At 57.3% G+C, this 26,417-nt stretch carries 25 protein-coding genes; 17 read left to right on the forward strand and 8 right to left on the reverse strand.

What is annotated here, in order from left to right; translation table 11 throughout:
- Window positions 1-50 precede the first annotated feature (50 nt).
- The 3 genes from prmC to hemA form a co-directional block, all read right to left on the reverse strand.
- Window positions 51-902 (reverse strand): peptide chain release factor N(5)-glutamine methyltransferase, encoded by an 852-nt coding sequence (gene prmC / locus HHJ16_RS10410; protein WP_293642643.1) that lies wholly within the window; start codon window positions 900-902, stop codon window positions 51-53.
- A 56-nt stretch (window positions 903-958) separates the two neighbouring features.
- Window positions 959-2,077 carry a peptide chain release factor 1 gene (gene prfA, locus HHJ16_RS10415; RefSeq protein ID WP_293642645.1) on the reverse strand — a complete coding sequence of 373 codons (1,119 nt, stop codon included), beginning with the start codon at window positions 2,075-2,077 and terminating at the stop codon, window positions 959-961.
- Between the two features lie 125 nt (window positions 2,078-2,202).
- A complete protein-coding gene (gene hemA, locus HHJ16_RS10420; protein WP_293642647.1) occupies window positions 2,203-3,483 on the reverse strand; it encodes a glutamyl-tRNA reductase in 1,281 nt (426 codons plus the stop codon).
- Window positions 3,484-3,600: 117 nt separating this feature from the next.
- Here hemA and HHJ16_RS10425 point away from each other — a divergent pair, with 117 nt between their 5' ends.
- A complete protein-coding gene (locus HHJ16_RS10425) occupies window positions 3,601-3,891 on the forward strand; it encodes a hypothetical protein (RefSeq protein WP_293642649.1) in 291 nt (96 codons plus the stop codon).
- Between the two features lie 157 nt (window positions 3,892-4,048).
- Here the strand turns inward: HHJ16_RS10425 and ugpQ are convergent, their stop codons facing one another.
- From ugpQ to ugpB, 5 genes are all read right to left on the reverse strand, one after another.
- Window positions 4,049-4,819, reverse strand: a complete 771-nt coding sequence (gene ugpQ, locus HHJ16_RS10430) for a glycerophosphodiester phosphodiesterase (RefSeq protein WP_293642651.1) — start codon at window positions 4,817-4,819, stop codon at window positions 4,049-4,051.
- 12 nt (window positions 4,820-4,831) lie between these two features.
- Window positions 4,832-5,851 carry a sn-glycerol-3-phosphate ABC transporter ATP-binding protein UgpC gene (gene ugpC, locus HHJ16_RS10435; protein ID WP_293642653.1) on the reverse strand — a complete coding sequence of 340 codons (1,020 nt, stop codon included), beginning with the start codon at window positions 5,849-5,851 and terminating at the stop codon, window positions 4,832-4,834.
- Between the two features lie 13 nt (window positions 5,852-5,864).
- On the reverse strand, window positions 5,865-6,716 hold the full coding sequence (gene ugpE / locus HHJ16_RS10440; protein ID WP_293642655.1) for a sn-glycerol-3-phosphate ABC transporter permease UgpE: 852 nt from the start codon (window positions 6,714-6,716) through the stop codon (window positions 5,865-5,867).
- Window positions 6,717-6,767: 51 nt separating this feature from the next.
- On the reverse strand, window positions 6,768-7,649 hold the full coding sequence (ugpA, locus tag HHJ16_RS10445; RefSeq protein ID WP_293642656.1) for a sn-glycerol-3-phosphate ABC transporter permease UgpA: 882 nt from the start codon (window positions 7,647-7,649) through the stop codon (window positions 6,768-6,770).
- A gap of 109 nt (window positions 7,650-7,758) precedes the next feature.
- Window positions 7,759-9,072 carry a sn-glycerol-3-phosphate ABC transporter substrate-binding protein UgpB gene (ugpB, locus tag HHJ16_RS10450; protein ID WP_293642658.1) on the reverse strand — a complete coding sequence of 438 codons (1,314 nt, stop codon included), beginning with the start codon at window positions 9,070-9,072 and terminating at the stop codon, window positions 7,759-7,761.
- Between the two features lie 199 nt (window positions 9,073-9,271).
- On the opposite strand from ugpB, the gene HHJ16_RS10455 reads away from it, so the two are divergent.
- The 16 genes from HHJ16_RS10455 to HHJ16_RS10530 all read left to right on the forward strand — a co-directional run bounded on the left by HHJ16_RS10455 (window position 9,272) and on the right by HHJ16_RS10530 (window position 26,337).
- Window positions 9,272-13,171 (forward strand): DUF3683 domain-containing protein, encoded by a 3,900-nt coding sequence (locus HHJ16_RS10455; protein ID WP_293642660.1) that lies wholly within the window; start codon window positions 9,272-9,274, stop codon window positions 13,169-13,171.
- 4 nt (window positions 13,172-13,175) lie between these two features.
- On the forward strand, window positions 13,176-13,607 hold the full coding sequence (locus HHJ16_RS10460) for an HIT family protein (protein ID WP_293642662.1): 432 nt from the start codon (window positions 13,176-13,178) through the stop codon (window positions 13,605-13,607).
- 41 nt (window positions 13,608-13,648) lie between these two features.
- The gene (locus tag HHJ16_RS10465; protein ID WP_293642664.1) at window positions 13,649-14,062 is read left to right on the forward strand and encodes a DUF971 domain-containing protein; all 414 of its coding nucleotides are present in this window, start codon (window positions 13,649-13,651) and stop codon (window positions 14,060-14,062) included.
- 151 nt (window positions 14,063-14,213) lie between these two features.
- Window positions 14,214-14,945 (forward strand): bifunctional demethylmenaquinone methyltransferase/2-methoxy-6-polyprenyl-1,4-benzoquinol methylase UbiE, encoded by a 732-nt coding sequence (gene ubiE, locus HHJ16_RS10470; RefSeq protein ID WP_293642666.1) that lies wholly within the window; start codon window positions 14,214-14,216, stop codon window positions 14,943-14,945.
- A gap of 61 nt (window positions 14,946-15,006) precedes the next feature.
- The gene (locus HHJ16_RS10475) at window positions 15,007-16,005 is read left to right on the forward strand and encodes a TIM44-like domain-containing protein (protein WP_293642668.1); all 999 of its coding nucleotides are present in this window, start codon (window positions 15,007-15,009) and stop codon (window positions 16,003-16,005) included.
- A gap of 107 nt (window positions 16,006-16,112) precedes the next feature.
- Entirely contained in the window at window positions 16,113-16,760 is a 648-nt protein-coding gene (locus tag HHJ16_RS10480; protein WP_293642670.1) for a hypothetical protein, read from the forward strand.
- Window positions 16,757-18,310, forward strand: a complete 1,554-nt coding sequence (ubiB, locus tag HHJ16_RS10485) for a ubiquinone biosynthesis regulatory protein kinase UbiB (protein WP_293642671.1) — start codon at window positions 16,757-16,759, stop codon at window positions 18,308-18,310. Before HHJ16_RS10480 ends, ubiB begins: the two co-directional genes overlap by 4 nt.
- A gap of 138 nt (window positions 18,311-18,448) precedes the next feature.
- Window positions 18,449-18,820, forward strand: coding sequence for an FmdB family zinc ribbon protein (locus tag HHJ16_RS10490; RefSeq protein ID WP_293642672.1), 372 nt, complete (start codon window positions 18,449-18,451; stop codon window positions 18,818-18,820).
- A gap of 2 nt (window positions 18,821-18,822) precedes the next feature.
- Window positions 18,823-19,452 (forward strand): DUF502 domain-containing protein, encoded by a 630-nt coding sequence (locus HHJ16_RS10495; RefSeq protein ID WP_293642674.1) that lies wholly within the window; start codon window positions 18,823-18,825, stop codon window positions 19,450-19,452.
- Between the two features lie 52 nt (window positions 19,453-19,504).
- On the forward strand, window positions 19,505-21,322 hold the full coding sequence (gene aspS, locus HHJ16_RS10500; protein WP_293642675.1) for an aspartate--tRNA ligase: 1,818 nt from the start codon (window positions 19,505-19,507) through the stop codon (window positions 21,320-21,322).
- Between the two features lie 36 nt (window positions 21,323-21,358).
- Entirely contained in the window at window positions 21,359-21,811 is a 453-nt protein-coding gene (gene nudB / locus HHJ16_RS10505) for a dihydroneopterin triphosphate diphosphatase (protein ID WP_293642676.1), read from the forward strand.
- A 162-nt stretch (window positions 21,812-21,973) separates the two neighbouring features.
- The gene (gene clsB, locus HHJ16_RS10510) at window positions 21,974-23,227 is read left to right on the forward strand and encodes a cardiolipin synthase ClsB (protein ID WP_293642678.1); all 1,254 of its coding nucleotides are present in this window, start codon (window positions 21,974-21,976) and stop codon (window positions 23,225-23,227) included.
- Between the two features lie 154 nt (window positions 23,228-23,381).
- The gene (folE, locus tag HHJ16_RS10515) at window positions 23,382-24,104 is read left to right on the forward strand and encodes a GTP cyclohydrolase I (RefSeq protein ID WP_293642680.1); all 723 of its coding nucleotides are present in this window, start codon (window positions 23,382-23,384) and stop codon (window positions 24,102-24,104) included.
- A gap of 4 nt (window positions 24,105-24,108) precedes the next feature.
- The gene (locus HHJ16_RS10520; protein WP_293642682.1) at window positions 24,109-24,531 is read left to right on the forward strand and encodes a BLUF domain-containing protein; all 423 of its coding nucleotides are present in this window, start codon (window positions 24,109-24,111) and stop codon (window positions 24,529-24,531) included.
- Window positions 24,532-24,605: 74 nt separating this feature from the next.
- The gene (locus HHJ16_RS10525) at window positions 24,606-25,487 is read left to right on the forward strand and encodes an EamA family transporter (RefSeq protein WP_293642684.1); all 882 of its coding nucleotides are present in this window, start codon (window positions 24,606-24,608) and stop codon (window positions 25,485-25,487) included.
- A 43-nt stretch (window positions 25,488-25,530) separates the two neighbouring features.
- Window positions 25,531-26,337: a DUF429 domain-containing protein gene (locus tag HHJ16_RS10530; protein WP_293642777.1), complete on the forward strand. Its 807-nt coding sequence runs from the start codon at window positions 25,531-25,533 to the stop codon at window positions 26,335-26,337.
- The last annotated feature ends 80 nt before the right edge of the window (window positions 26,338-26,417 follow it).

Below are 26,417 nucleotides of genomic sequence, written 5' to 3' on the forward strand. Positions count from 1 at the left end.
GGATAGGGTTGTCGGACTGCCTTGATTTTTTAGTTAATCTCTATTTCGATTCAACCCGCCCATTGACCGCCCGAGCAGCGCTCGACACCGGCCAAATCCAGTCGGCTTTGAACCTGCAAAAAACCGCGCTGTGCCAGCAGAGAGCGCACCTCAACCGCTTGGTCGTAACCGTGTTCAAGCAACAACCAGCCGCCGGGGTGCAGGTGCGCGGGAGACTGCTGCACTATCCGGCGAAGGTCATCCAGCCCATCAACGCCCGACGCCAGTGCCTTCCAGGGCTCGTGTGCCAATGCCGCCAAGTGCGGATCGGCGCTTGCAATGTAGGGGGGATTACTTGCAATCAGGTGGAAGCGTCCGCCGACAGCTTCTAGCCAATTGCTTTCAATGAGTTGCAAATTCAGTTCCAGCCGTCGGGCGTTTTCGCCGGCAACCGCCAATGCGTCAACGCTCGCATCGACTGCGACCACTCGCGCTTGACGGCCGGCCGCTTCGAGGCTGTGGGCAATGGCCAGCGCGATGGCTCCGCTGCCGGTTCCCAAGTCAAGAATATGCGGCATCGGCGACAGGTCAGGCGTCTGCAGCAAGTCTAGCGACCACTGCACCAGCGTTTCGGTATCCGGACGAGGAACGAGCACGCGAGCGTCAACCTTCAGCGCAAGTCCAAAAAATTCTTTGGAGCCGACGATGTAGGCCAGTGGCTCCCCGTTAGCTCGACGCAAGCTGAGCGCCCGGAAGCGCAGGGCGACTTCTTCAGTCAACTCGTCGGTATCGTGTGCAATCAGCCAGGCCCTCGCGTTTCCGGGTTTGCCCAGCGCGTGCAGCAGCAGCAACTGAGCGTCCAGCCGCTCCAGCCCCAAGGCCTGGGCGGTGGCCAGGGCCTGCTTGCACGTGGTTTCGTTCACTGAATTACCTTGATGCGGCTATAAAAGGTACAGATCATTGCCCGACATGCAAATAATCACCCGGGTGAAGCGCTTTCCAGCTCGGCCAAAAGCTCGGCACCTCGCGCCACCTGAAGCGCTGTCACCACGTCCTCCAGGTCGCCTTCCATGATGGCGAGCAGTTTGTACAGTGTCAGGTTGATGCGGTGGTCGGTCAGCCGTCCCTGCGGAAAGTTGTAAGTGCGGATGCGGTCGCTGCGGTCGCCGCTGCCGATCAGACCTTTACGCATCGCTGCGTCTTTGGCCGCCTGTTCCGAGCGGTCTTTTTCCACGATGCGGGCTGAAAGCACCTGCATCGCCTTGGCCTTGTTGCGGTGCTGGCTGCGGTCGTCCTGGCATTCGGCAACGATGCCGGTCGGGATGTGCGTGATGCGAACGGCTGAATCGGTTTTATTGATGTGTTGCCCGCCCGCGCCGCTGGCGCGGTAGGTGTCGATGCGAAGGTCGGCCGGGTTGATCTGAATGGCTACCGCTTCGTCGGGTTCCGGCAGCACGGCCACGGTACAGGCACTGGTATGAATGCGGCCTTGGGTTTCGGTCACCGGCACGCGCTGCACGCGGTGGCCACCCGACTCAAAACGAAGCTTTCCGTACACGCCCACGCCCTGCGCATCGGTTGCGCCATCGATGCGGAGCACCACTTCTTTGTAGCCACCGAGTTCGCTCGCCGATTCACTGATGACCTCCGTCTGCCAGCGGTTGCGCTCTGCAAATCGGGTGTACATCCGGAACAGATCGCCGGCAAAAAGGGCTGATTCGTCGCCGCCCGTGCCGGCTCGGATTTCGATGAATGCCGCCCGTGCGTCATCCGGGTCTTTAGGAATCAGCATCAGCTGCAGGGCTTCGTCAAGCTGCGCGATATCGCCTTTGGCAGCGGTGATTTCTTCTTCCGCCAGCTCGGTCATCTCAAGGTCGGACTTGGCTTCTAGCAGCATGCTTTGAGCGCTGGCCAAGTCGGCCTCGCGGCTGGTAAGCCGGTTGTATTGCTCGGCCAGGACGCTGGCGTCGGCGTGTTCTTTGGTAAGCGTGCGAAAGCGCGTCAGGTTGCTCACCACGTCGGCGGCCGAGAGGAGGGCGTCCAGCTCGTGCAGTCGCAGCAGCTGACGGTCCAGAGTTTGGCGAAGAAATGGTTTCATGGGATATCAGGAGCCGAGGAAGGACGCCACAAAGACAAAAGACAGAGAATGCGCATCGGAGGGGGAACCATCAACGCCGCCGTACCATCGCAGGTGACTGCGGCGGCTGATCAGCCATCTCGGCGCTAACGCTCTTTGTGTTCTTTGGGCAGGTGGCCGCGCAAAAATAGTTTAGACACGGTGTTTGCCGTGGCTTCGCGGCTTTCGGCGTCGCCGCTGTGGAGTTCTGCCAGCGCGCCATGCATCATTTTGTGGGTCAGGCCGCGTGTTAGCGCCTCAAGCACCACGTCAATCGGCTCGCCTTTGGCCAGCAGCTTTTTCGCCCTGACAATCTCGGCCGCGCGCCAGCTGTCGGCCTGTGCGTTCAGCTGCTGGATAAGGGGGACCGTGTGACGCTGGTCCAGCCAGTGCATGAAGTTTTGTACCCCCGCATCGATGATGACCTCGGCTTGCGCGACGGCTGACTGCCGGCTGTCCTTGCCGGTTTGCACGACCTGGGCCAGATCATCCAGGGTGTAAAGGTAAATATCAGGAAGCGCCTTGACTTCGGGTTCAATGTCCCGCGGCACTGCCAGATCGACCATGAACATAGGACGGTGTTTGCGCAGTTTTACCGCGCGCTCTACCGCACCCAAGCCGATGATCGGCAGGGTACTTGCGGTGCAGCTGATCACGGCATCAAATTCGTGCAGACGACTGGGTAAATCCGCCAGGCGCATCACCTCGGCACCGAAACGGTTGGCGAGCTTTTCACCCCGCTCCAGGGTACGGTTGGCAATCACCATGCTTTTCGGATTTTTGGCCGCAAAGTGGGTGGCTGCCAAATCAATCATTTCTCCGGCCCCCACAAACAGCACCTTGATGTCGCTCAAGTCTTCAAATAACTGACCCGCCAGCCGCACGGAGGCGGCCGCCATGCTGATACTGTGTGCGCCAATCTCGGTGCTAGTGCGCACTTCCTTGGCCACGGCGAAAGAGCGTTGGAAGAGCTGGTGCAGCGTGGAGCCCATGGCACCGGCTTCTTCGGCAGCGCGCACCGCGTCTTTCATCTGACCCAAAATCTGCGGCTCGCCCAGCACCATGGAATCAAGCCCGCTGGCGACGCGAAACGCGTGGCGAGCGGCCTGGTCACCCTGCAAGGTATAGGCGTGCGAACGAAGCAGCGCCGGGGAGACGCCACCGTTGTGGGCCAACCACTCCATTGTGTGGTTCAGATCGCTCGGGCCGCCCGTGCAGTAAATCTCCGTGCGATTGCAGGTCGAAAGCAGGGTCGCCTCTGGCTGGTGCGCCAAAGAGGCGCGCAAGCGGCGCAACGTGGGCTCAATCTGGTCCATGGCGAAGGCGAATCGCCCGCGCAAATCGAGCGGTGCGGTGTGATGGTTTAGCCCAAGGGCCCAGACTGACATTTGTTGATTATAAAATTGATGGCGGTAAAAAGGGGCGCTTGACCTCAATCAATCCTTTTCGAACGCCTCTTTACCGGTAATTTTGACGGGTATTCCCGTAGACTTTGAACTGCTGCCATGACCGCTTATCTACTGACCAACCACCTCCTCAATTTCGTGGCGCCTGCCGCACTGGCTGCTTTTCTGTTGGTCGTATTTTCACGTTTATTTTTCGGATTTCTTAGATCAAAAAAGACGCCTGTGCTCTCCATGTGGTTACAAGTAGCTATCAATTTTGCAGTAGGCGTGCTGGTTTTGGTGGCTGGCCTGGTGCTGCTGGGACACGACGGCAAGATGGTGACGTATGTGGGATTGAGCGTGGCCATGGCGATCAGTCAGTGGTGGCAGCTGGGCGGCTGGAAGCGGTAACGGGCCACCGCGTACCAGGGGGGCCTGCGCTGAATGGTTGATCTGGATCAAAGGAAACGGGTGCACGGTCGGTGTTCGCCGAAGTCGCTGACCGTAGCAATAAACTGGACCGCAGCTCAGCGAAAAAGTGTTTGCTTTCTGCCTCGGAGGCGACTTTTTAAGTCGGGACGAACAGGTCCACCCGGTCCGTGATGAGGCCGTCGATGCCAAAGTCCTTCAGGCGTTGGGCAACAGATTCGTCGTTGACGGTGTAACTCAGGCATCGAAACCCCGCCCCGTGGGCCAGCGTAATGCTAGGGACGTCCCACAGCGCATGGTGGCAGACCACGACCACACAGCCCAACGCGAGGGCGGTTTCCAGCCAGCCGGTCCACAGCGTGTCCAACAGCAGGCCGCGTGGCAGATCGGGGGCACCTGCCTGTGCACCCTTCAACGCGTCAGGCGAAAACGAGGTGAGAAGCGGCGGAATGCTTGCATCCTGCCACAGGCGTGCCGCTTCAGCGGCCACTGCCTCACCCGTAGGGCGCTCAGTGCCGGGGGTGGGCTTGATTTCGATGTTCAAGGCAAGGTCGTTGGCGCGGCAAAAGCGTGCTGCGTTCGACAGGGTGAGCAGCGGCTCGCCCGCATAGGTGGGTGAGTGCCAGCCGCCGGCGTCAAGTTGCGACAGCTCCGCCCAAATATGGTCGCCCGCCACCGCGCTGGCGTTCGCCGTCAACTGCGTCTGCGCATTCGTCGTCCGCGCAAGGGTGTCGTCATGCAGCAGGAAAGGCACGCCGTCGGCACTGAGCTTGGCATCGCATTCAACCATGCGGTAACCGTGCTGCGCCCCCAGCCGAAAAGCCGCCAGTGTGTTCTCGGGCGCGAGCTTTCCAGCGCCCCGGTGGGCGATCCAGAACGGATAGGGCCAGTTGTCAGTGGTGATTTTCATGGGAAGATGAATTTAGAGGCGGTGGCCCGTGGTGGCATCAAACCAGTGCAAGCGGTCGCTGCGTGGCGTGACGTAAAGGGTCGATCCGATGGCGGGCGCGGAGGACAGACTTTCGTCGGTCCGCACAATCAGGAACTCGTCGCCCATGCGGCAATACAGCAGCCGTTCGGCCCCCAGCATTTCAAGGGTCTCGATTCGCACGGCCCAGCCAGTAGGTCCGATCTGCAGGTGCTCGGGGCGGATCCCCAGGATGGCCCCCGGCGGACCGCCGAAATCGGCATTGGGCCCTTGCTTGATCAAGTTCATCGGCGGCGAGCCCATAAAACTGGCTACAAAGGTGGTGGCGGGCCGGTGGTAAACGGCTTCGGGCGTACCAAATTGCTCCATGCGTCCAGCATTCATGACAATCATGCGCTGCGCCAGCGTCATGGCCTCGACCTGGTCGTGCGTGACGAACAGGGAGGTAATGCCGAGTTCACGGTGCAGTTTTTGGATCTCGAGTCGTGTTTGCACGCGAAGCTTGGCATCCAGGTTCGATAACGGTTCGTCAAACAGGAACACCTGCGGCTGACGGACGATGGCACGCCCCATGGCGACCCGCTGGCGTTGCCCACCAGACAGGGCCCGGGGCTTACGCGCCAGCAGAAGCTCCAGTTCGAGGATTTTGGCCGCCTTGTCCACGCGTGTCTTGATGTCCGCTTTGGGTACCTTGGCAATCTTCAGGCCATACGCCATGTTGTCAAACACGCTCATGTGGGGATACAGCGCGTAGTTCTGGAACACCATGGCAATGTCGCGCTCGGAAGGCTCGAGGTTGTTGACCACTTTGCCTCCGATGGAGATTTGGCCTTCACTGATTTCTTCGAGCCCCGCGATCATGCGCAGCAGAGTGGATTTGCCGCAGCCCGAAGGCCCGACGATGACGATGAATTCGTGGTCAGCGATTTCCGCAGTGATCCCGTGCAACACGGGGACCGCGTTTGCGCCGACGCCGTAGCGCTTGATGATGTTCTTGAGTGAGAGCGATGCCATGGTTGCTAGTTGCTTATTTTTCAGTATCCACAAGACCCTTGACGAACCATTTTTGCATCAGCACCACTACCAGGGCGGGCGGCAACATGGCCAGAATGGCGGTGGCCATGACCACGTTCCATTCGTTGGCGGCATCGCCGCCGGCAATCATGCGCTTGATGCCAATGACCACGGGGTACATGTCTTCGCTGGTGGTTGCCAGCAGAGGCCAGAGGTACTGGTTCCAGCCGTAAATAAACTGGATCACGAACAGCGCAGCGATGGATGTTTTTGACAGCGGCAGCAAGATGTCCCAGAAAAAGCGCATCGGGCCTGCGCCGTCCATGCGCGCAGCTTCCACCAGTTCATCTGGCACCGTCAAAAAAAACTGGCGGAACAGGAAGGTCGCGGTGGCAGACGCAATCAACGGAATCGTCAAGCCCGCATAGCTGTTGAGCATTCCCAGATCCGAAACCACTTTGTAGGTGGGGCCGATCCGTACTTCCACCGGCAGCATCAGGGTCACGAAGATCGACCAGAAAAAGAAGTCCTTGAAAGGAAAACGGAAATAGACAATCGCGAAGGCCGACAGCAGCGAAATCGCAATTTTGCCGAACGTGATGACCAACGCCGTGACCAGGCTGACCCACATCATTCGGGCCACGGGTGCCGTGGAGCCAGCGCCGTCGCCACCACCCAACAACGCCGTCTTGTAAGTTTCCCAGAGGTGGCTACCCGGCAGTAGCGGCATCGGGGCGTGGATGATCTCTTGGGCGGTATGGGTCGATGCCACAAAAGCCAGGTAAAGCGGAAACGCCACGATCGCTATGCCCAGAATCATCACGAGGTGCGCCAGCACGCCCAACGAGGTGCGGTGTTCAACCATGACGGCAGTTGTTGAAGAGTGGAGAAGCCGCAACAGAACAAAGAGTCAACATCAGTACTGCACTTTTTTTTCAATGTAGCGGAATTGGATCACCGTGAGAACCACCACGATAGCCATCAGGACCACCGATTGCGCTGCCGAGCCGCCCAGGTCGCCATTCTTGAATCCGTCGTGATAAACCTTATAGACCAGAATTAGCGTATCGCGTCCCGGACCGCCTTGGGTGGAGGCGTCGATGATGGCAAAGGTATCAAAAAACGCGTACACCACATTGATGACCAGCAGGAAAAAAGTGGTGGGCGATAGCAGTGGGAATTGGATGGTCCAGAAGCGGCGCCACGGGCGTGCACCGTCAATGGCCGCCGCTTCAATCAGCGATTTGGGAATGGACTGTAGCCCGGCCAGGAAAAATAGAAAGTTATACGAAATCTGTTTCCAGACAGCCGCCGTCACGATCAGCGTCATCGCGTGGTTCGGGTTGAGCAAGTGGTTCCAGTCGATGCCGATGCTGTGGAGCGCATAGGCCACCACCCCCAATGTGGGGGAAAACATAAAAATCCACAATATGCCAGCTACCGCCGGGGCGACGGCATAAGGCAGGATCAACAAGGTTTTGTAAAAAAGCGCTCCTTTGGCGATACGGTCAGCAAAAACAGCCAATATCAGCGAGAGGCTGATGCCCAGCACCGCCACGAGCAGCGAGAAAAACGCAGTCTTTTTAAACGACTCCAGGTAGGCTGCGTCGTGGAACAAATTATTGAAGTTCTCCAGTCCCACCCATTCCGTGGACAGGCCGAAGGCGTCCTGCAATTGGAACGACTGTATAAGCGCTTGCCCTGCCGGCCAGAAGAAAAAGATGCTGATGACCGCCAGTTGAGGCGCCAGCAGCAGCCAGGGCAACCAGGCAGAGCGAAAAAGAACGCGTTTTTCCATAAGTCCCTACAAATTGAATCAACCCTCTCAGGCCACCTTTTTTAAGCGCAATGTGGGGAAAGGGTTGATCGGCTGGCGATACGCCTCTATTCGCTGCAGGCGCGTTGGTTCAGGACTTGTTGGCTTTCTGAAAGCGCTCCAGCTGCTCGTTCCCCCGCTGAATAGCAGTATCGAGCGCCTCTTTAGGCTGCTTTTTGCCGCTCCATATCTGCTCGGTTTCCTCATCGATGATGGTCCGAATCTGGTTGAAATTGCCCAGGCGCACGCCACGCGACTTGTCGGTGGTTTTTCGAATCATCTGGGTCACTGCAACATCCGTACCTGGGAATTGCTTGTAAAAGCCCGATTTCTCCGTCAACTCAAAAGCCGCGGTGGTAATGGGAAGGTAGCCAGTCCGTTTGTGACTGGCCGACTGCACGTCAGGCTTGGAGAGATAGTTGAAGAACGCCGCTACCCCTTTGTATTCGGCCGGTTTCTTGCCGGCCATGACCCAGAGGCTGGCGCCGCCTATGACTGTGTTCTGCGGCGCGCCGGCCACGTCGGGGTAATAGGGCAGCGGGGCGATGCCGTAAGCAAATTTAGCTTCTTTGGCGACGCGCGAATACAGACCTGAGGAGCCGGTCATCATCGCGCATTCACCGGTGGGGAAGGAGACGTCAGCGGCATTGCCTCGGCCTTTATAGACAAACAGCCCTTGCTTGGCCATATTGGACAAATTCTCAAAGTGACGCACATGCAGGGGCGAGTTGAACGCCAGCCTTGCCGAGGGTCCGCCGAAGCCGTTATTTTGGGTGGCAAACAGCGTGTTGTGCCAAGTGGAGAAGCTCTCCAGCTGGGTCCAGCTGATCCAGCTGGTGGTGAATGGGCATTTGTGGCCTGCAGCTTTCAGCTTTGCGGCGGCCAGCACGACTTCGGGCCAGGTGGTAGGCGCCTTGTCGGGATCCAGGCCGGCTGCCTTGAAGGCATCTTTGTTGTAATAGAAGATGGTGGTCGAACTGTTAAACGGAAAGCTAAGCATCTGACCGTTTGGAGCGGTGTAGTAGCCCGCAACGGCGGGAATATAGGCTTTTGTATCGAATTTCGCACCGCCTTCGGTCATCACTTCGCCAACCGGTTTGATGGCGCCTTTGGCCGCCATCATGGTTGCCGTACCCACTTCATAGACTTGAAGGATGTCGGGCGCATTGCCGGAGCGAAACGCCGCCATCGCAGCGGTCATGGATTCGTCGTAGCTGCCTTTGAAGGTGGGTACAACTTTGTAGTCCTTTTGGCTGGCATTGAAGTCTTTGGCCAGATCATTGACCCACTCGCCTAGCGGGCCGTTCATTGCGTGCCACCACTGAATTTCTGTCTGCGCGTGCCCGGCGAGCGGGGCGCACAGGGCGCAAGCCGCGAAAGCGAGCGTTGATAAACCGTTTTTCATGAAAACTCCTGAAGGCGACGCGTTATGTGGATCAGACAGTCTAAAAACTGTTTGTGACAGATCCATTTAAGCGACAGGGTAATTTTTAAACAAGCGGGGTTTCCATGAGGGCATTCAAGCGTCTCTTCCGCGAATGCTGCGCTGCGGTAACATCAAGGACCAGCCCCGGACGTGGGTTTGAAGCGGCTGGCTTTTCACAATGAATGCCCCTACTACTATTCAAGAATTAACTGTTTTTGCCGACAACGCAAAGCATGACGAAGTTCGGATCCGAGAGATTCCCTACAACTACACCTCCTTCTCTGATCGCGAAGTGGTTATTCGTCTGTTGGGTTCTCGGGCTTGGGATCTCTTAAACCGCCTGCGCGACGAACGACGTACCGGCCGCTCAGCCCGCATGCTGTACGAGGTGCTGGGCGATGTCTGGGTGGTGCAGCGCAATCCTTATCTTCAGGATGATCTGCTGGAAAATCCGAAACGCCGAAAATTGCTCGTAGAGGCCTTGCAACACCGCCTCACGGAGGTTGAAAAGCGCCGCTCGCCCGATGCAGATCAGCAGCGCGATGCGCTTGTGGGCGAACTGTTGGAGGCCGCCAGGGCCGCAGTTAGCCGTTTTTCAGATTCGTTCGAGGAGATTGCCGAACTTCGCCACCAGACAGCGCGAAAACTACGCAAGTTGACCCTCAAAGACAACGTCAAATTCGACGGCTTGTCACGCGTATCGCATGTCACTGACGCGACCGACTGGCGCGTGGAATATCCTTTTGTGGTGCTGACCCCCGATACCGAAGTCGAGATGGCCGGTCTGGTGCGGGCCTGCATAGAGCTGGGTCTGACGATTGTTCCGCGCGGCGGAGGTACCGGCTATACCGGCGGCGCGATTCCATTGACCTGGAAATCAGCGGTCATCAACACCGAAAAACTCGAAGCTATGACCGAGGTGGAAATGGTGTCGCTGCCGGGCGTTGCGCAAAAGGTTGCCACCGTGTGGACCGAAGCCGGGGTGGTCACTCAACGCGTCGCGGATGCCGCCGAACGGGGCGGTTTCGTGTTTGCCGTGGACCCGACATCTGCCGAAGCCTCCTGTATCGGCGGCAATATAGCCATGAATGCAGGCGGTAAAAAGGCCGTGTTGTGGGGTACTGCGCTGGACAACCTGGCCTCATGGCGCATGGTGACGCCCGAGGCCCAGTGGCTCGAAGTGACGCGCGTGGGGCACAACCTGGGCAAGATTCACGACACTGAGATGGCGAGTTTTGAGCTGCAGTATTTTGAAGCCGATGGCAAAACACCGGTTCGCTCCGAACGTCTGGATATTCCAGGTAAAACCTTCCGCAAGGAAGGCTTGGGCAAGGACGTGACGGACAAGTTTTTGAGTGGCCTGCCCGGTATCCAGAAAGAAGGCTGCGATGGCCTGATCACCAGCGCGCGCTGGATTGTGCACCGCATGCCTGCCCACACGCGCACGGTCTGCATGGAATTTTTTGGCCATGCCAAAGACGCGGTACCCAGCATTGTTGAAATCAAGGATTTCATGTTCGCCGAGCAAAAGCGCGGTGGTGCCATTTTGGCGGGACTCGAACATCTGGACGACCGCTACCTGCGTGCCGTCGGGTATGCCACCAAATCCAAACGTGGCGGGTTGCCAAAGATGGTGCTGGTGGGCGATATCGCTGGCGACGACGCGGACGTTGTCGCCCGCGCTACCAGCGAAATTGTGCGCATTGCCAACTCACGCAGCGGAGAAGGTTTTGTGGCCATCAGTCCCGAAGCGCGCAAGAAGTTCTGGCTGGATCGCAAGCGCACCGCGGCCATCTCCAAACACACGAATGCCTTCAAAATCAATGAAGATGTGGTGATCCCGTTGCCGCGTATGGCCGAGTACACCGACGGTATTGAGCAGATCAACATTGAGTTGAGCCTGCGCAACAAGATCAAACTGTGTGACGAACTGGAAGCCTTTTTTCTCAAAGGTCACCTGGCGCTGGGTAAATCCGACGACGCCAATGACATCCCTTCAACCGAGTTGCTGGAAGATCGGGTTGGTCAGGCGCTCGCGATGATTGCCGAAGTACGTACCCTTTGGGCCGGCTGGCTGCAAGGCGTGGGCACTTATTTTCCACAGCTGCAGGACCATACCTTGCGCGCCAGTTGGAAAACGCAGATACGCGCCCGGCTTCAAGGTATTTTTGGCGGCGGCGCGTTTCTGCCTGTTCTGGAGCAATGCAATCTTATTCATAAGCGCGTACTCAAGGGCCGCGTCTGGGCCGCATTGCACATGCATGCGGGTGACGGCAATGTGCACACCAACTTGCCGGTCAACAGCGACGACTATGAGATGCTGCAAACCGCACACGAAGCGGTTGCGCGCATCATGGCGTTGGCCCGCTCTCTGGATGGCGTGATTTCCGGCGAGCACGGCATCGGCATCACGAAGCTCGAATTCCTGACCGACGAAGAGCTCCGCCCGTTCACCGAGTACAAGCTGAGGGTTGATCCAGAGGGGCGCTTCAATAAGGGCAAGCTGCTACGGAATAATGAGCATACGACGCTTTATGGGGAGGCGCTTCAAGCGGATTTGACCAATGCCTACACGCCCAGCTTCGGACTGATGGGCCATGAGTCGTTGATCATGCAGCAATCTGACATTGGTGCGATCGCTGACAGCGTGAAGGACTGCCTTCGTTGCGGCAAATGCAAGCCGGTGTGCCCCACGCACGTGCCGCGCGCCAACTTGCTGTACAGCCCGCGTAACAAGATTCTGGCGACATCGCTATTAATCGAGGCCTTCCTGTACGAAGAGCAAACCCGGCGCGGTATCAGCATCAAACACTGGGAAGAGTTCGAAGATGTGGCCGACCATTGCACGGTATGCCACAAGTGTCTGGCGCCTTGTCCGGTGGATATTGATTTTGGCGACGTCTCCATGAACATGCGCAATTTGTTGCGCAAGATGGGCCAGAAGTCTTTCCGGCCGGGCAATGCCGCCGCCATGTTTTTCCTCAATGCGACCAATCCGCAAACCATCAAATTCATGCGCAGTGCCATGGTCGATGTGGGCTTCAAAGCCCAGCGTCTGGCCAATAACCTGTTGCGCGGGCTGGCGCGCAAGCAGACCGCTCAGCCGCCCGCATCCGTCGGCAAGCCAGCGGTCAAAGAGCAGATCATTCACTTCATCAACAAGAAAATGCCGGGAGGCCTGCCGAAGAAAACGGCGCGGGCACTTCTCGACATTGAAGACAAGGATTACGTTCCGATTATTCGTAATCCGAAAACAACCACAGCGGAGACTGAAGCGGTATTTTATTTTCCGGGTTGCGGCTCCGAGCGGCTCTTTTCCCAAGTCGGTTTGGCGACGCAAGCCATGCTGTGGCACGCGGGTGTCCAGACCGTGTTGCCACCCGGCTACCTGTGTTGCGGTTATCCGCAGCGCGGCAGCGGACAGTTCGACAAGGCTGAAAAGATCATCACCGACAACCGCGTGCTGTTCCACCGGGTGGCCAACACTCTCAACTATCTGGACATCAAGACCGTGGTGGTCAGCTGCGGCACTTGCTACGACCAGCTGCAGGGGTATGAGTTCGGAAAGATTTTTCCGGGTAGCCGCATCATCGATATTCACGAGTATTTGCTGGAAAAAAGCATTACGCTCAGGACCGACCAGCCTGGTAAGGGCTACCTGTACCACGATCCTTGCCACAGTCCGATGAAGCTTCAGGAACCCATGAAAACGGTCAAGGCACTGCTCGGCGATAACGTCCTCAAAAACGAGCGGTGCTGCGGAGAATCAGGCACGCTGGGCGTCACGCGCCCCGACATCTCAACCCAGATTCGCTTTCGCAAAGAAGAAGAATTGCAAAAAGGCGAAAGCGAGTTGCGGGCTTCGGGCGCTTTGGGCGAGAAGGAAAATGTCAAGATCCTGACCAGTTGCCCGAGCTGCCTGCAAGGCTTGCTGCGCTATGGCAACGACATGAAAAATGGCTTGCTCGAAGCGGACTACATCGTGGTGGAAATGGCAAATCAGATACTCGGCAAGGAGTGGCTGCCAAACTACGTGGAAGCGGCTAACCACGGCGGAATCGAACGGGTTCTGGTGTAGCGCAATGAAGACGGTTGCTCTTTGCCCATTGTGTGAAACCGATGGAGGTCTGATGGTTTTTCGCAACGAGCATTTGCGGGTGATTCAAGCCGACGAAGCGGGCTTTCCGGCTTTTTATCGCGTGGTCTGGAACCGGCATGTGGCGGAGTTTTCTGATCTCTTGCCAGCTGAGCGCGATATTTGCACGCGTGCAGTGGTCGAGGTCGAGCAGATCCTGATCAGTGAGCTGCGGCCCACCAAGATCAACTTGGCTGCTTTCGGAAACGCGGTGCCGCACCTGCATTGGCACGTGATTGCCCGTTTCGATTGGGACAGCCATTTTCCTTCGTCGGTCTGGAGCGCGCCGCAACGTCCGCCAGCGGTCGAAAAGTTATCGACCATCGCGTCACGTTGCTTGCAGGTCAATCGATTGATCGGCCAACAAATGGCGCACTGACGCGCCGGACGTGTTTGTTTTTTTAGAAAGAGAGATACCACATGGCAGGTCTTCAAGCCGGGGCACCGACTCCCACCGCACTGACGGTTCACAGTCAGTCCCACGTTCTCGAAATGGCTTTTTCCGACGGCGCCAAATTCAGTATTCCATTTGAATTGATGCGCGTCTACTCACCTTCCGCAGAAGTTCAGGGCCACGGGCCGGGGCAAGAAGTATTGCAAACCGGCAAGCGTGAAGTGACTATTCTCGATTTGGAACCCACTGGTAATTACGCGGTTAAACCGGTTTTTTCGGATGGTCACGAAAGCGGGATCTTTTCCTGGGATTACTTGTATTACCTCGGATCGGAACAAAACCGCCTTTGGGACGACTACAACCGGCGCTTGCAGGCCGCAGGCATCGAGCGCGATGCACCCATGATCGATGCAAGCGGTCATGCCTGTGGCAATCACTGAGATTGAGGGTGATGAAGGCTCGTTTCTAGGACCTCACAGCAGGGCTGCCGATCCCAATTTACTGTTGTTTTTCCAGCATAAAATCTGGCAATACCCTGGATCACCAGGGGTCGTCACGATCAATTCGGGCTTTGCCCTCTAGTATCCATTTATGACAAGTACCCATTTCGGCTTTGAATCGGTGGACGAGCAGGACAAGGCACGCCGCGTCCGCAGTGTGTTCGATTCCGTAGCGCCCAAATACGACGTAATGAACGACCTGATGTCACTGGGTCTTCATCGAGCTTGGAAGGCTTACACCGTGATGGTGGCCAACGTCAAAGAGGGCCAGCAAGTGCTTGATATTGCGGGTGGGACAGGTGATTTGGCGTTGGCGTTCGCGCCCCAGGTCGGAGCCAGCGGGCGTGTGGTGCACACCGACATTAACGAAGCGATGCTCCGGGAAGGGCGCAACCGACTGCTGGACGCCGGTGTAAGCCTGCCGACATTGGTTTGCGACGCTGAACGGTTACCGTTTCCGGATGCCAGTTTTGATTTGGTGACAGTGGCATTCGGGTTGCGCAACATGACACATAAAGAGGCGGCCCTGCTTGAAATGAATCGGGTGCTGAAGGCGGGCGGAAAACTGTTGGTTTTGGAGTTTTCTAAGGTGGCCAAGCCGCTGGAAAAGATTTATGACTGGTATTCATTCAAGGTATTGCCCAAGCTCGGAAAATTGGTGGCCAATGATGATTCGAGTTACCAGTACCTGGCCGAGTCCATTCGAATGCATCCCAGCCAAGAAGAACTCAAAGCCCTTATGCGGAAAAGCGGCTTTGGTCATGTGGACTATCACAACATGGCGGGCGGTGTGGTGGCGTTGCATGTTGGAATCAAGTGTTGAAGTGTTTTTTAGGCCTTGAATTGCGCTCGCTGCGTAATTAAGTTGTGATTAAGGAGACTATATGAAAATTTGGTCAGTAATTCTTCCCGCGGTGCTCGCCGTAACCCTGGCTTTGGCAGGAACTGCGGCTGACGCCAAGCGGATGGGCGGTGGCACGTCCTTTGGCCGGCAGTCGTCCAACGTGACACAGCGTCAAACGGCCCCGAGCAATACGAATTCTGCAGTTAAGCCGGCGGCCCCGGCCGCAACACCGGCTCCTGTGGCACCGAGAAAACCATGGGGCGCCATGTTGGGCGGTCTTGCAGCGGGCTTGGGCCTGGCGTGGCTGGCATCGTCATTGGGCTTGGGAGGAGCACTCGGTCAGATCATCATGTTTGCCTTGCTGGCGGTGGTCGTTATGGGGGTGATTGGCTTCGTGATGCGCCGGCTGAAGGGTGGGGCGGGCAACGCCTCAAGCGGCGCGTCTTCGCAATCGCCCTTTGCTTTCCAGGGAGCCGGTAGCCCCACCAATGCCACCGCTCCTAAAAGCTACAACCCCGGAAACGTCGGCAATGACGCATCAGCGCGGCCCTGGGAGCGCAGCGGCACGGCCTTTGATGCCAACAGGCCTCAAGCCGGTGCGCCTGAGGCTGGATCCATGATCGGGTCGACGCTGCTGGGGTCCCAGTCCTGGGGCGTTCCGGCAGGTTTTGATGCCGAAGGTTTCCTTAAAGCGTGCAAATTGAATTTCGTGACGCTGCAAGACGCCTGGGATCGCTCGGACATTCAGAATTTGCGCGCCATGATGACGGACGACATGCTCCAGCAGATAAAGACTCAACTGGGCGATCGGGAATCGCATACCGGCGGCGTCGCCAATAAAACCGAGGTGGTGATGCTTGATGCAAAGCTTCTCGGCATCGAGGAGCTTGACGATGTGTACATGGCCAGCGTGGAGTTCTCCGGCATGATCCGAGAAGACGCGTCTGCAGGCGCCAGCCCTTTCCGGGAAGTCTGGAACATGACCAAGCCGCGCAGCGGTGGGGGATGGCTGGTTGCTGGCGTACAGGCATTGCAGTAATTTGAATGCAAAAACGATTTAATGCGGGATAGCCGGCAACATGAACTAACGGGTAAGTGAAGGGCACTTGAGGCAAAGGCCTTTTTATCCTGCAAAATCGGGGACGTATGAATAACACGTCCCCTTTTCCTTTTTTAGAGTCCCTCGTCAGTCGTTTTCAGCCTCCCGCCTGGGTGGTTGACGAAGGCCAGCAGCGACTGGTGCTTTTTTTGAACCATGTCCTGATGCAGGAAAAACAGGCGCAAGACCGGCTGTTACGGCAAAAGGGTCGCGTCGTCCATGTTCGATGGGGTTTGTTTGCGGTGGATTTGGTGGTCACCCCCGCCGGGCTCGTTGACCGAGCCCCACCCTCCGCGAAACCGGATCTTTTGCTGTCGTTGGTCACCGAGTCGCCGCTGGTGATGGTGCAGTCTGCTTTGGCTGGCAAGGCGCCCCCGGTCAAAATCGAAGGAGATGTTCAACTGGCAGCCGAGGTAGGATGGCTGGCCGAAAATCTCCGATGGGATGCAGAAGAAGATCTGTCCCGCCTGGTGGGCGATGCACCAGCACATGCGCTGGCCGACACGGGTCGGCGGCTGATGGTTGGCCTGAAACAGTTTCTGGCTCGAGCGCCTCAGCCGCCGGCCTCTTATTCTTCTACAGCGCCGACTCCCGGGCCGGAACGCAGCGGCGTATCGCCCCAAGGTGAATCAGTGCCTTCGGTGAGCGAAGCTAAAGACGGAGGGGCTGGCGCCACCGCAAAGGGTTCTGAATGAGCAGGTTCTTCAGGGGCTGTTTTATCGCCTGGACTGTTTTTCGGTTCGGTCTTGATGAATTGGTCCTGTCAAGCTTCGAACGGCCCTGGGTCCGATTGCTGACTCGCCTTGTCTCGGTGGGACGAAATCTGAAAGCGCCGCGTGGGGAGCGCCTGCGAGAGGCGCTCGAACGGTTGGGCCCGATTTTCGTCAAGTTTGGGCAGGTGATGTCTACCCGCCGCGACTTGCTGCCCCCAGATATCGCTGACGAACTTGCACGCCTGCAGGATCGGGTGCCGCCTTTCGAATCCGCCGTAGCGGTTGCGATTATCGAAAAAGCGTTTGGCAGGCCTTTAAACCGCATCTTTGCGACCTTTGAGCAGACACCCATCGCTAGCGCGTCGATTGCCCAGGTTCACTTTGCCACCCTGCCTGATGGCCGCGAAGTGGCGGTCAAGGTTTTGCGGCCCAACATGAAGCCTGCCATCGAAAAGGATCTGGCGCTGTTGCACATGATGGCTGGCTGGGCCGAAAGGGCATCGGCGGATGGCAAGCGACTCAAGCCTCGTGAAGTGGTGGCAGAGTTCGACAAATATCTTCATGACGAGCTGGATTTAGTGCGCGAGGCTTCCAATGCCGCGCAACTGCGACGCAATATGCAGAGCCTGAATCTCGTGATGATTCCCGAGATGTATTGGGACTACTGCATGCCGGATGTCATGGTGATGCAGCGCATGAAAGGTGTGCCCATAGGCCAGACGCAGCGATTGCGCGATGCGGGGGTGGACATGAAGAAGTTGGCACGCGACGGTGTCACGATTTTCTTCACTCAGGTCTTTCGTGATGGCTTTTTCCATGCGGACATGCACCCAGGCAATATTCAGATCAGTTTGGCACCTGAGACATTCGGGCGCTATATTTCGCTCGATTTCGGGATTGTGGGTACGCTCACCGAAGTGGACAAAGAGTATTTAGCGCAAAATTTCAGCGCTTTTTTCCAGCGCGACTATAAACGCGTGGCCGAGTTGCATCTTGAGTCTGGCTGGGTACCTGCCACGACCCGTGTAGATGAACTGGAGGCCGCTATACGGGCCTGCTGTGAGCCCTATTTCGACCGCCCTCTGAAAGAACTTTCGCTCGGTCTGGTGTTGATGCGGCTGTTTCAAACCTCACGCCGTTTTCAGGTAGAAATTCAGCCTCAGTTGGTGCTGCTGCAAAAAACCCTTCTCAACATCGAAGGTTTGGGGCGTGATCTTGATCCCGACCTGGACCTATGGAGCACTGCAAAGCCATTTCTTGAACGGTGGATGCTGGAGCAGGTGGGGCCTGAAAAGCTACTGGCTCAGCTGAAAGCCGAGGCGCCGACCTACGCAAAACTTCTGCCCGGCCTGCCACGTTTGCTGTCGCAATATCTGAAAGCTGTCCCCGGGCTGAACCGCCGCGAGCTTAACGAACTGCTGGCCGAACAAAAGCGGACCAACAAACTCCTGCAAAGCCTGATTTATGGCGGCTTGGGCTTTGTACTGGGCTTGATCGCGATGCAATTCGTGCTCAGGATTCGCGTTTTCTGAGGGCAGCCGCGTCAAGCCACGCGCTTTCGGAGGTGTCAGGGCTATTCACTGCGGCCGCGGTGCAACCCTTATAATTAAAGGCTTTGCACCTCCTCGCCCGTAGCGTGCCTTAACTTCCAAGACATCACCTCTAGCACTATGCCAATCTACGCCTATAAATGCGAGTCCTGTGGGTATGCCAAGGACACCTTGCAAAAAATGTCGGATGCGCCTTTGACAGTCTGCCCCCAGTGCGGAAAGCCCAGCTTTAAAAAGCAGGTCACGGCAGCTGGCTTCCAGCTCAAGGGCTCGGGCTGGTATGTGACCGATTTCCGCGGTGGCAATAGCGGGGCGCAAAGCTCCAAGTCCGCCGATTCCGAGCCGCCAGGCACCGCGGCTGGGGACGGCAAAGCCGCCGATGCCAGCGCAGCGAGTACTCCGGCTGGCACTCCGGTGGCTGCTACCCCTGCGGCGGCACCTGTAGCGCCAGCCAGCAAGGCCGCAAACGGCGAATCTTCTTCCAAAGCCTAGTGATGAGCTCCATTCGCCGTTGGCTTTTAGCCGGACTCCTGGTGCTGGTGCCCTTGGGTATTACCCTGGGTGTGCTCGACTGGATTGTTGGAACGTTAGACAAGACGCTGTTGATTCTTCCGTCCGCCTGGCATCCCGACAAGCTGCTGGGTTTTCATATTCCTGGATTCGGCGTGTTGCTAACCTTGGGGATTGTGCTGCTGATGGGCGCCATCGCCAGCAACTTCTTCGGCAAGAAGCTGGGTGGCTGGGGCAATTCCCTGCTGCGCCGTATTCCTATTGTGCGGTCCATTTATTCCAGCGTGAAGCAGGTCTCAGATACCTTGTTTTCAGAAAATGGCAACGCCTTTCGCAAGGCTTTACTGGTGCAGTGGCCGCGTGAAGGCGTCTGGACAATTGGTTTCCTGACGGGTGTGCCCGGCGGGGATGTGATTAACCATTTGCACGGCGACTATCTGAGTGTCTATGTTCCGACGACGCCGAACCCAACCGGTGGCTACTTCGTGATGCTGAAAAAATCGGACTGCATTGAATTGAAAATGAGTGTCGATCAGGCGCTGACTTACGTGATTTCAATGGGCGTTGTCGTTCCTGCAAGGCCTGTTGCTCAACCGCTGACTCCCCCTCTATAGACGGCGAAACTGCAAAACTGCGCGAGAGGCGCTGAAAGTTAAAGTTTTTTTTATGGCTATCGCGGACACACAAGTTTCTAAAATGCGTACAAATTATTGCGGTCTGGTGACCGAGAGTCTGACGGGCCAAACTGTCAGCCTTTGCGGGTGGGTAAACCGTCGGCGCGATCACGGCGGCGTGATTTTCATCGACTTGCGTGACCGCGAAGGCTATGTGCAGGTGGTATGTGATCCGGATCGCGCCGACATGTTCGCGACTGCTGAAGGCGTGCGCAACGAGTTTTGCGTTCAGGTCAAAGGCGTGGTGCGCGCGCGCCCCGAAGGCACGACCAACGACAACCTGAAAAGCGGTAAGGTCGAAGTGCTGTGTCACGAACTGATCGTGCTCAACCCCAGCGTCACGCCGCCGTTCCAGCTGGATGACGACAACCTGTCTGAAACGACACGGCTTACGCACCGCGTTCTGGATCTGCGTCGCCCGTACATGCAAAACAACTTGATGTTGCGCTACCGCGTGGCGATGGAAACGCGCAAGTTTCTCGATGCCAACGGGTTTATCGACATTGAGACCCCCATGTTGACCAAAAGCACCCCCGAAGGGGCGCGCGACTACCTGGTGCCCAGCCGCGTCAATGAAGGACACTTTTTTGCGCTTCCACAGAGCCCCCAGTTGTTCAAACAGCTGCTCATGGTGGCCGGCTTTGATCGTTATTACCAGATTACCAAGTGTTTCCGCGACGAAGATCTGCGTGCCGACCGGCAGCCTGAATTTACGCAGATTGATATCGAGACGTCTTTCATGGGTGAGCAGGAAATCCGGGACCTGTTCCAGGGGATGATCGTCAACATCTTCAAGACCGTTCTGGACACCGACTTGGGCGAGTTCCCTGTGATGACTTATGCCGATGCCATGCATCGTTTCGGCTCTGACAAGCCCGACCTGCGTGTAAACCTTGAGTTCACCGAACTGACCGATGTCATGGTGGGCGTTGACTTCAAGGTGTTCAGTACGCCAGCCACTACCCTCGGGGGCCGCGTGGTGGCCCTGCGCGTGCCGGGGGGGGCCGAGATGAGCCGCAGTGAAATTGACGGGTACACCGAATTCGTCAAGATCTATGGCGCTAAAGGTTTGGCCTGGATCAAGGTCAACGATGTGAGCCGAGGCCGTGAAGGTCTGCAGAGCCCCATCGTCAAGAATATTCACGACGCGGCCATCGCCGAAATTCTCAAGCGTACCGGCGCCGGGAACGGTGATCTGATTTTCTTTGGTGCCGACAAAGGCAAGGTGGTCAACGACAGCATTGGTGCCCTGCGCGTCAAGGTCGGCCACAGCGAATTCGGCAAAAAAGCCGGTTTGTTCACCAAGTGCTGGAAGCCGTTGTGGGTGGTCGATTTTCCGATGTTCGAGTTTGACGAAGAAGGCCAGCGCTGGAGTGCCGTGCACCATCCATTCACGGCCCCCAAGGATGGGCATGAGGACTGGATGGATACTGATCCGGGCCGTTGCATTTCCAAAGCCTACGACATGGTACTCAACGGGTGGGAACTGGGTGGCGGTTCAGTCCGTATTCACCGTGCCGAGGTGCAGAGCAAGGTCTTCGATGCCCTGAAGATTGGTCCCGAGGAGGCCCAGGAGAAGTTCGGCTTCTTGCTGGACGCTCTGCAGTATGGTGCGCCGCCGCACGGTGGTCTGGCATTCGGTCTGGACCGCATCGTGACGATGATGACGGGTGCCGAGTCGATTCGTGATGTGATCGCTTTCCCGAAAACACAACGTGCACAGTGCCTGCTGACCCATGCGCCTAGCCCGGTGGACGAAAAGCAACTGCGCGAACTTCATATCCGACTGCGCAATCCGTTGCCTGTCTAGTCGTTAAATACAGCGGACACACGGCCGGGGAAGATTTTGAAAAGATTCAAGATTCCCGAGTCGGTTTTGGTCGTTATTCATACGCCTCAGTTGGAAGTTTTGCTGATTGAGCGTGCCGACCAGCCGGGTTTCTGGCAGAGCGTCACAGGCTCCAAAGATATGGCCGACGAGCCATTCTTGCAGACCGCGCTTCGGGAGGTGATGGAGGAAACAGGCATCGTTGCGTCATCGTCCCAATGCCTCGATTGGGGCCTTTCCAACGTGTATGAAATTTATCCGGTCTGGCGCCATCGTTATGCAGCGGGGGTGACGCACAACACGGAGCATGTGTTTGGTCTGCGGCTGCCTGAAGTGCGCGCTGTCACACTGAATCCGCGCGAGCACACGGCTTGGCAGTGGCTGCCCTACCGGGCAGCTGCGGATCGCTGTTTTTCTCCTTCCAACGCTGAAGCCATCCTGCTGCTGCCGCAGTGGTTGACTCAAATGTGATGGCGGCATACTTCAACCGGCTGTTTACCGGGCATGCATGCACAATGCACCGCAGGCTCCCCGCACGAACCAGGGAGCCATCAGACACTCAATTTACAAAACACCCGTTCCCTGACGCGCTGAGAACCACTCACCCGGTACATTGCTAAAAACCCCTTCACCATGTTCCCACCCCCGACGTCAGAGGCACTGCAATTACTCAACGGTGGGCAGGCTTTTTTTCCGGCGCTGATCAAAGCGTTGGATGCCGCAGCAAAGTGGATCCAGCTGGAAACGTATATTTTTGATTTTCATGAGGCCGGCGCGGAAGTGGCCGACGCGTTGGTCAGGGCTGCAGCGCGCGGGGTGACGGTTCAGGTGCTGGTGGACGGCATCGGCACCCCTCTTTTGCCTGCCGAGTGGCAGAAGAAATTTGCGGAATCGGGTGTCGAGTGGTGCGTGTACTCACCGCTTGGTGTTGGCTTGGCGGGGTGGGGTGCGCTCAGCCTGCTTGTGCCAGAGCGCTGGCGCAGACTGCATCGCAAGCTCTGTGTCGTCGATCAACGCCTGGTTTTTTGTGGTGGCATCAATGTGCTGGACGACTTCTATGATCCCACGCATGGCGCGCTTCAGTCCCCGCGCTTTGATTTTGCGGTCGCCGTTACCGGGCCTCTCGCGCTCGATGCGGCCGATGCCATGGTCCTACTCTGGTGGCGCGTCCAAGCCGGTTACAGCGCGCGGCAGAGGCATTTGAACACCGCATGGGAAACCTTCAAGGCGGCGGGATACGGTGGGCGCACAGACACCGCGCAACTCGCGGTCCCGACGAGTTCCAAGACCGGCCATTTCGCGACAACGCCCCGCCCCAAAGCAGCGCTGATCCTGCGCGACAACCTGCTGAACCGCACCAGCATCGAACGCGCGTACCGCAAGGCGATCGGCAAGGCCCGCCACGAGATCATCATCGCCAATGCCTATTTTTTGCCGGGTGGAAAACTGCGTCGCGCGCTCATCAGGGCTGCGAGGCGCGGTGTGCGGGTGACCCTTCTGCTGCAAGGAAAGTACGAGTACTTCATGCAGTACCACGCGGCCAGGCCTGTGTACGGCGCCTTGTTGGAGGCAGGGGTCGAAATTTACGAATATGCCGCGAGTTTTCTCCATGCCAAAGTAGCGGTGGTCGATGGGCATTGGGCGACTGTGGGCTCGTCCAACCTTGATCCTTTGAGTTTGTTGCTGGCTCGAGAGGCGAATGTGGTGGTCGAGGACAGGGCGTTTGCCGAGGATTTGAGAAGGCGTTTATCTGAAGCCATGACCAGTCACGGTCGGCGCATAGATCCCGCTGCTTACTATCAGCGACCGCTCGTTCAGCGTATTCAAGGTTGGGTTGCTTATGTCCTGATGCGGCTGGCGCTGCTCGTGACGGGACAACGGTACTGAGCCGGCGACACGGCACGAAAGCGGTTTTCAAAGTGAGACAGTTTTAGCGCTATTAAAACAATAGCTACTTATGACTGCTTATAGAGGCTTCAGAGCTAAAAACCTTGTAAACTTCGGGACAAGACTATTTTTTGGTGGACTGTTAATATCTACCATGCCTATGAAAATTACCACGCTTTCCCAAGACGCGATAGACGAAGGAACCCCTGTTTCAGTCAAGATTCGTGAGCGCCTTGCCAAAGCGCGTAAGCGCTTCAATGCGAACGACAATATTGCCCAGTTTATTGAGCCGGGCGAGTTGGAAAAGCTGCTTGACGAAGTTGAAGTCAAAATGCAGGGCGTGCTCGACAGCTTGGTGATCGATACCGTCGGCGACCATAACACCAACAATACCGCGCGCCGTGTGGCAAAAATGTATCTGAACGAGGTGTTCAACGGGCGCTATGTACAGCCGCCCAACATCACTGAGTTTCCAAATGCCGAGCATCTCAACGAGCTGATGATCGTCGGACCTATCACCGTGCGCAGCGCCTGTTCGCACCATTTTTGTCCGGTGATTGGAAAAATATGGATTGGGGTGCTGCCCAACGAGCACACCAATGTAATTGGCCTGTCCAAATATGCGCGCCTGGCCGAGTGGGTGATGGGGCGGCCGCAGATTCAGGAAGAGGCCGTGGTGCAGTTGGCTGATTTGATTATGGAAAAAACCCAGCCAGACGGCTTGGCCATCGTGATGGAAGCGAGTCATTTCTGCATGTCGTGGCGCGGCGTCAAGGACATGGACAGCAAAATGATCAACTCGGTCATGCGCGGCGTGTTCCTTAAAAATTCAGCATTGCGACGAGAATTCCTCGCGTTAATTCCTCAGAAAGGCTAATCCGATGTTGGTACGTTTGCTTTATGCGAGTCGCGCCATGGACACCAGTCCTGCGGCCATTGATGCCATCTTGGCGCAGTCACGACAGTACAACCCGACTTGTGGGATTACTGGCATTCTTTGCTATGGTGCGGGTATTTTCTTGCAGGCTATCGAAGGCGGACGCATCGCCGTCAGTGAGCTGTACGGCCACATTCAAAGAGATTCGCGCCACAAAGACGTGGTACTGCTCGACTACGAAGAAATTTCCGAGCGTCGGTTCGGCGGCTGGACCATGGGTCAGGTCAACCTGCTCAAGTTAAACCATTCCATTCTTCTGAAGTATTCGGAAAAGCCTGAGCTCGATCCATATTCGGCTTCAGGCAAGGTGTCTCTTGCTTTGCTGGAGGAGTTGATGGCCACGGCGTCCATCATCGGCCGCGTCTGACACTGCACGACAAAGCGGCTGCGCTTGCTACCGCGCTGTCGCCTCCGTCAGCTTCGCATTGCCGTGTTTTCTAGGTGTCCTTTCAATCCCTTGCCCTGGTTCTTCTCGCCGGGCTAATTCACGCGAGCTGGAATATTGCCGCCAAGAAGGCCGGCGGAGATGCGCGCTTCGCGGCATTCACCGGGCTGGTCATGATGGTGGTCTGGGCGCCGGTGGGCATTTGGGTAGGGGCTGACGAGTTACCACGCTGGGGCCGTACCGAATGGGTGATGCTGTGTGCCAGCGCGTTGCTGCATACCGTGTACTACGTGACCCTCCTGCGCGGCTATCGCAAGGCGGATCTCACCGTGGTTTATCCACTGGCGCGCGGTTCCGGTCCTCTCTTGTCGTCACTGGTTGCCGTGTTTTTTTTGGGCGAGCACATTTCTGTGCTGGGCCTTGCAGGCATCGCTGGCGTTGTTGGCGGTGTATTTCTAATCGCCGGTGGACCGGCACTGTGGCGCGCTTCGCATGACCCTTCGCGGCGCGAGCGCGTCCGCAAAGGGTTGCGCTACGGCCTGCTAACCGGTGTGTTCATTGCGGGCTACACGATCGTCGATGGCTACGTGGTCAAACTCCTGCTTATGTCACCGATTCTTATCGATTACATCGGAAATTTTGGACGCCTGGCTTTTGTGATGCCGACTGTTTTACGCGACCTGCCCACCGCAGCCGCGCTTTGGAACCGGCAATGGAAATATGCCTTATTGGTGGGCATCATTAGTCCCGTCGGCTATGTGTTGGTGCTCTTTGCGATGCAGACCGCCCCGCTGTCGCATGTGGCGCCCGCGCGCGAGGTATCGATGCTGTTTGCGGCCTTGTTAGGCGGGCATTTGCTTGGCGAGGGCGATCGGAAATTGCGGCTTCTCGGCGCGCTGTGCATCGCGGTCGGCGTGATGGCGTTGGCCTTGGGTTGAGCGCAAGAAGGAGTAGGAAATTAAGACGCTTGTAGCCTCAGACCTGTTGATTGGTTGCGATTTTTCCAGCAGCCCCAGCCGTCGCAAGCCCATCGTGATCGCCTCAGGCTCATCTTCGAAGGAACGCGTCCTTCTGGCGGGCCTGGAACGCGTTGAATCGTTGGACGGATTTGAGCAGTGGTTGCTCCAATCGAGCGCGTGGACGGGAGTTTTTGATTTTCCATTCGGCCTACCGCGCGAATTGGTGGTGAGTCTCGATTGGCCCCTGGATTGGCCTGAGCTGATTCGCTACTACGGGGGGTTGAGCCGCGCCGAGATCCGCAATACCTTCGCTGCTTTTTGCAATGCACGTCCAGCCGGGAAAAAGTTTGCGCACCGCGCCGCTGACCGGCTGGCGGGTTCCAGTCCGTCCATGAAGTGGGTTAACCCGCCAGTGGCGTACATGCTGCATGCCGGTGTGCCGCGTTTGGTGGCGGCTGGCGTGCACATCCCTTGCCTTCATCTTGGCGACAGCCGCCGAATCGCATTGGAGGGCTACCCTGGCCTGCTCGCGCGCGAGGTTCTTGGCCACCGCTCTTACAAGAGTGACGACAAGGCCAAGCAGACGCCGGAGCGCCTGATTGCGCGCAAGGATCTGATTACCGCGATGGAGCATGGGAATACCCGGCTGGGTGTGCGTTTGAAAGTCAGTCATGCCCAGCGCGATGCCCTTATTGACGACGCCAGCGGCGACAGTCTTGATGCCGTGCTGTGTCTCTTGCAGGCAGCTTGGGCGGCACAGCAGGGCCCGCCCCGGTATGGTTTGCCGTCGCACGTGGACCCGCTGGAGGGCTGGATTGTCTCAGCTTGACCTTGACCTATTGAGCCGCCCTTTTTTAAAAGCGACTCACCCGATTGAATCCGCAACAAGCGGCTATTAATTAAGAAGTT

Source organism: Polaromonas sp. (assembly GCF_012927485.1).
GTDB lineage: Bacteria > Pseudomonadota > Gammaproteobacteria > Burkholderiales > Burkholderiaceae_C > Polaromonas.

Excerpts from the sequence above, each read along its gene's own strand:
- ugpA (WP_293642656.1), bottom strand. The coding sequence starts at position 7,649 with ATGGAAAAACGCGTTCTTTTTCGCTCTGCCTGGTTGCCCTGGCTGCTG.
- prfA (WP_293642645.1), bottom strand. The coding sequence starts at position 2,077 with ATGAAACCATTTCTTCGCCAAACTCTGGACCGTCAGCTGCTGCGACTG.
- ubiE (WP_293642666.1), top strand. The coding sequence starts at position 14,214 with ATGACAAGTACCCATTTCGGCTTTGAATCGGTGGACGAGCAGGACAAG.
- ugpB (WP_293642658.1), bottom strand. The coding sequence starts at position 9,072 with ATGAAAAACGGTTTATCAACGCTCGCTTTCGCGGCTTGCGCCCTGTGC.
- HHJ16_RS10460 (WP_293642662.1), top strand. The coding sequence starts at position 13,176 with ATGAAGACGGTTGCTCTTTGCCCATTGTGTGAAACCGATGGAGGTCTG.
- HHJ16_RS10495 (WP_293642674.1), top strand. The coding sequence starts at position 18,823 with ATGAGCTCCATTCGCCGTTGGCTTTTAGCCGGACTCCTGGTGCTGGTG.
- HHJ16_RS10520 (WP_293642682.1), top strand. The coding sequence starts at position 24,109 with ATGTTGGTACGTTTGCTTTATGCGAGTCGCGCCATGGACACCAGTCCT.
- ubiB (WP_293642671.1), top strand. The coding sequence starts at position 16,757 with ATGAGCAGGTTCTTCAGGGGCTGTTTTATCGCCTGGACTGTTTTTCGG.
- ugpC (WP_293642653.1), bottom strand. The coding sequence starts at position 5,851 with ATGGCATCGCTCTCACTCAAGAACATCATCAAGCGCTACGGCGTCGGC.
- HHJ16_RS10475 (WP_293642668.1), top strand. The coding sequence starts at position 15,007 with ATGAAAATTTGGTCAGTAATTCTTCCCGCGGTGCTCGCCGTAACCCTG.
- HHJ16_RS10425 (WP_293642649.1), top strand. The coding sequence starts at position 3,601 with ATGACCGCTTATCTACTGACCAACCACCTCCTCAATTTCGTGGCGCCT.
- ugpE (WP_293642655.1), bottom strand. The coding sequence starts at position 6,716 with ATGGTTGAACACCGCACCTCGTTGGGCGTGCTGGCGCACCTCGTGATG.
- folE (WP_293642680.1), top strand. The coding sequence starts at position 23,382 with ATGCCTATGAAAATTACCACGCTTTCCCAAGACGCGATAGACGAAGGA.
- HHJ16_RS10490 (WP_293642672.1), top strand. The coding sequence starts at position 18,449 with ATGCCAATCTACGCCTATAAATGCGAGTCCTGTGGGTATGCCAAGGAC.
- hemA (WP_293642647.1), bottom strand. The coding sequence starts at position 3,483 with ATGTCAGTCTGGGCCCTTGGGCTAAACCATCACACCGCACCGCTCGAT.
- clsB (WP_293642678.1), top strand. The coding sequence starts at position 21,974 with ATGTTCCCACCCCCGACGTCAGAGGCACTGCAATTACTCAACGGTGGG.
- HHJ16_RS10465 (WP_293642664.1), top strand. The coding sequence starts at position 13,649 with ATGGCAGGTCTTCAAGCCGGGGCACCGACTCCCACCGCACTGACGGTT.
- HHJ16_RS10480 (WP_293642670.1), top strand. The coding sequence starts at position 16,113 with ATGAATAACACGTCCCCTTTTCCTTTTTTAGAGTCCCTCGTCAGTCGT.
- ugpQ (WP_293642651.1), bottom strand. The coding sequence starts at position 4,819 with ATGAAAATCACCACTGACAACTGGCCCTATCCGTTCTGGATCGCCCAC.
- aspS (WP_293642675.1), top strand. The coding sequence starts at position 19,505 with ATGGCTATCGCGGACACACAAGTTTCTAAAATGCGTACAAATTATTGC.
- HHJ16_RS10455 (WP_293642660.1), top strand. The coding sequence starts at position 9,272 with ATGAATGCCCCTACTACTATTCAAGAATTAACTGTTTTTGCCGACAAC.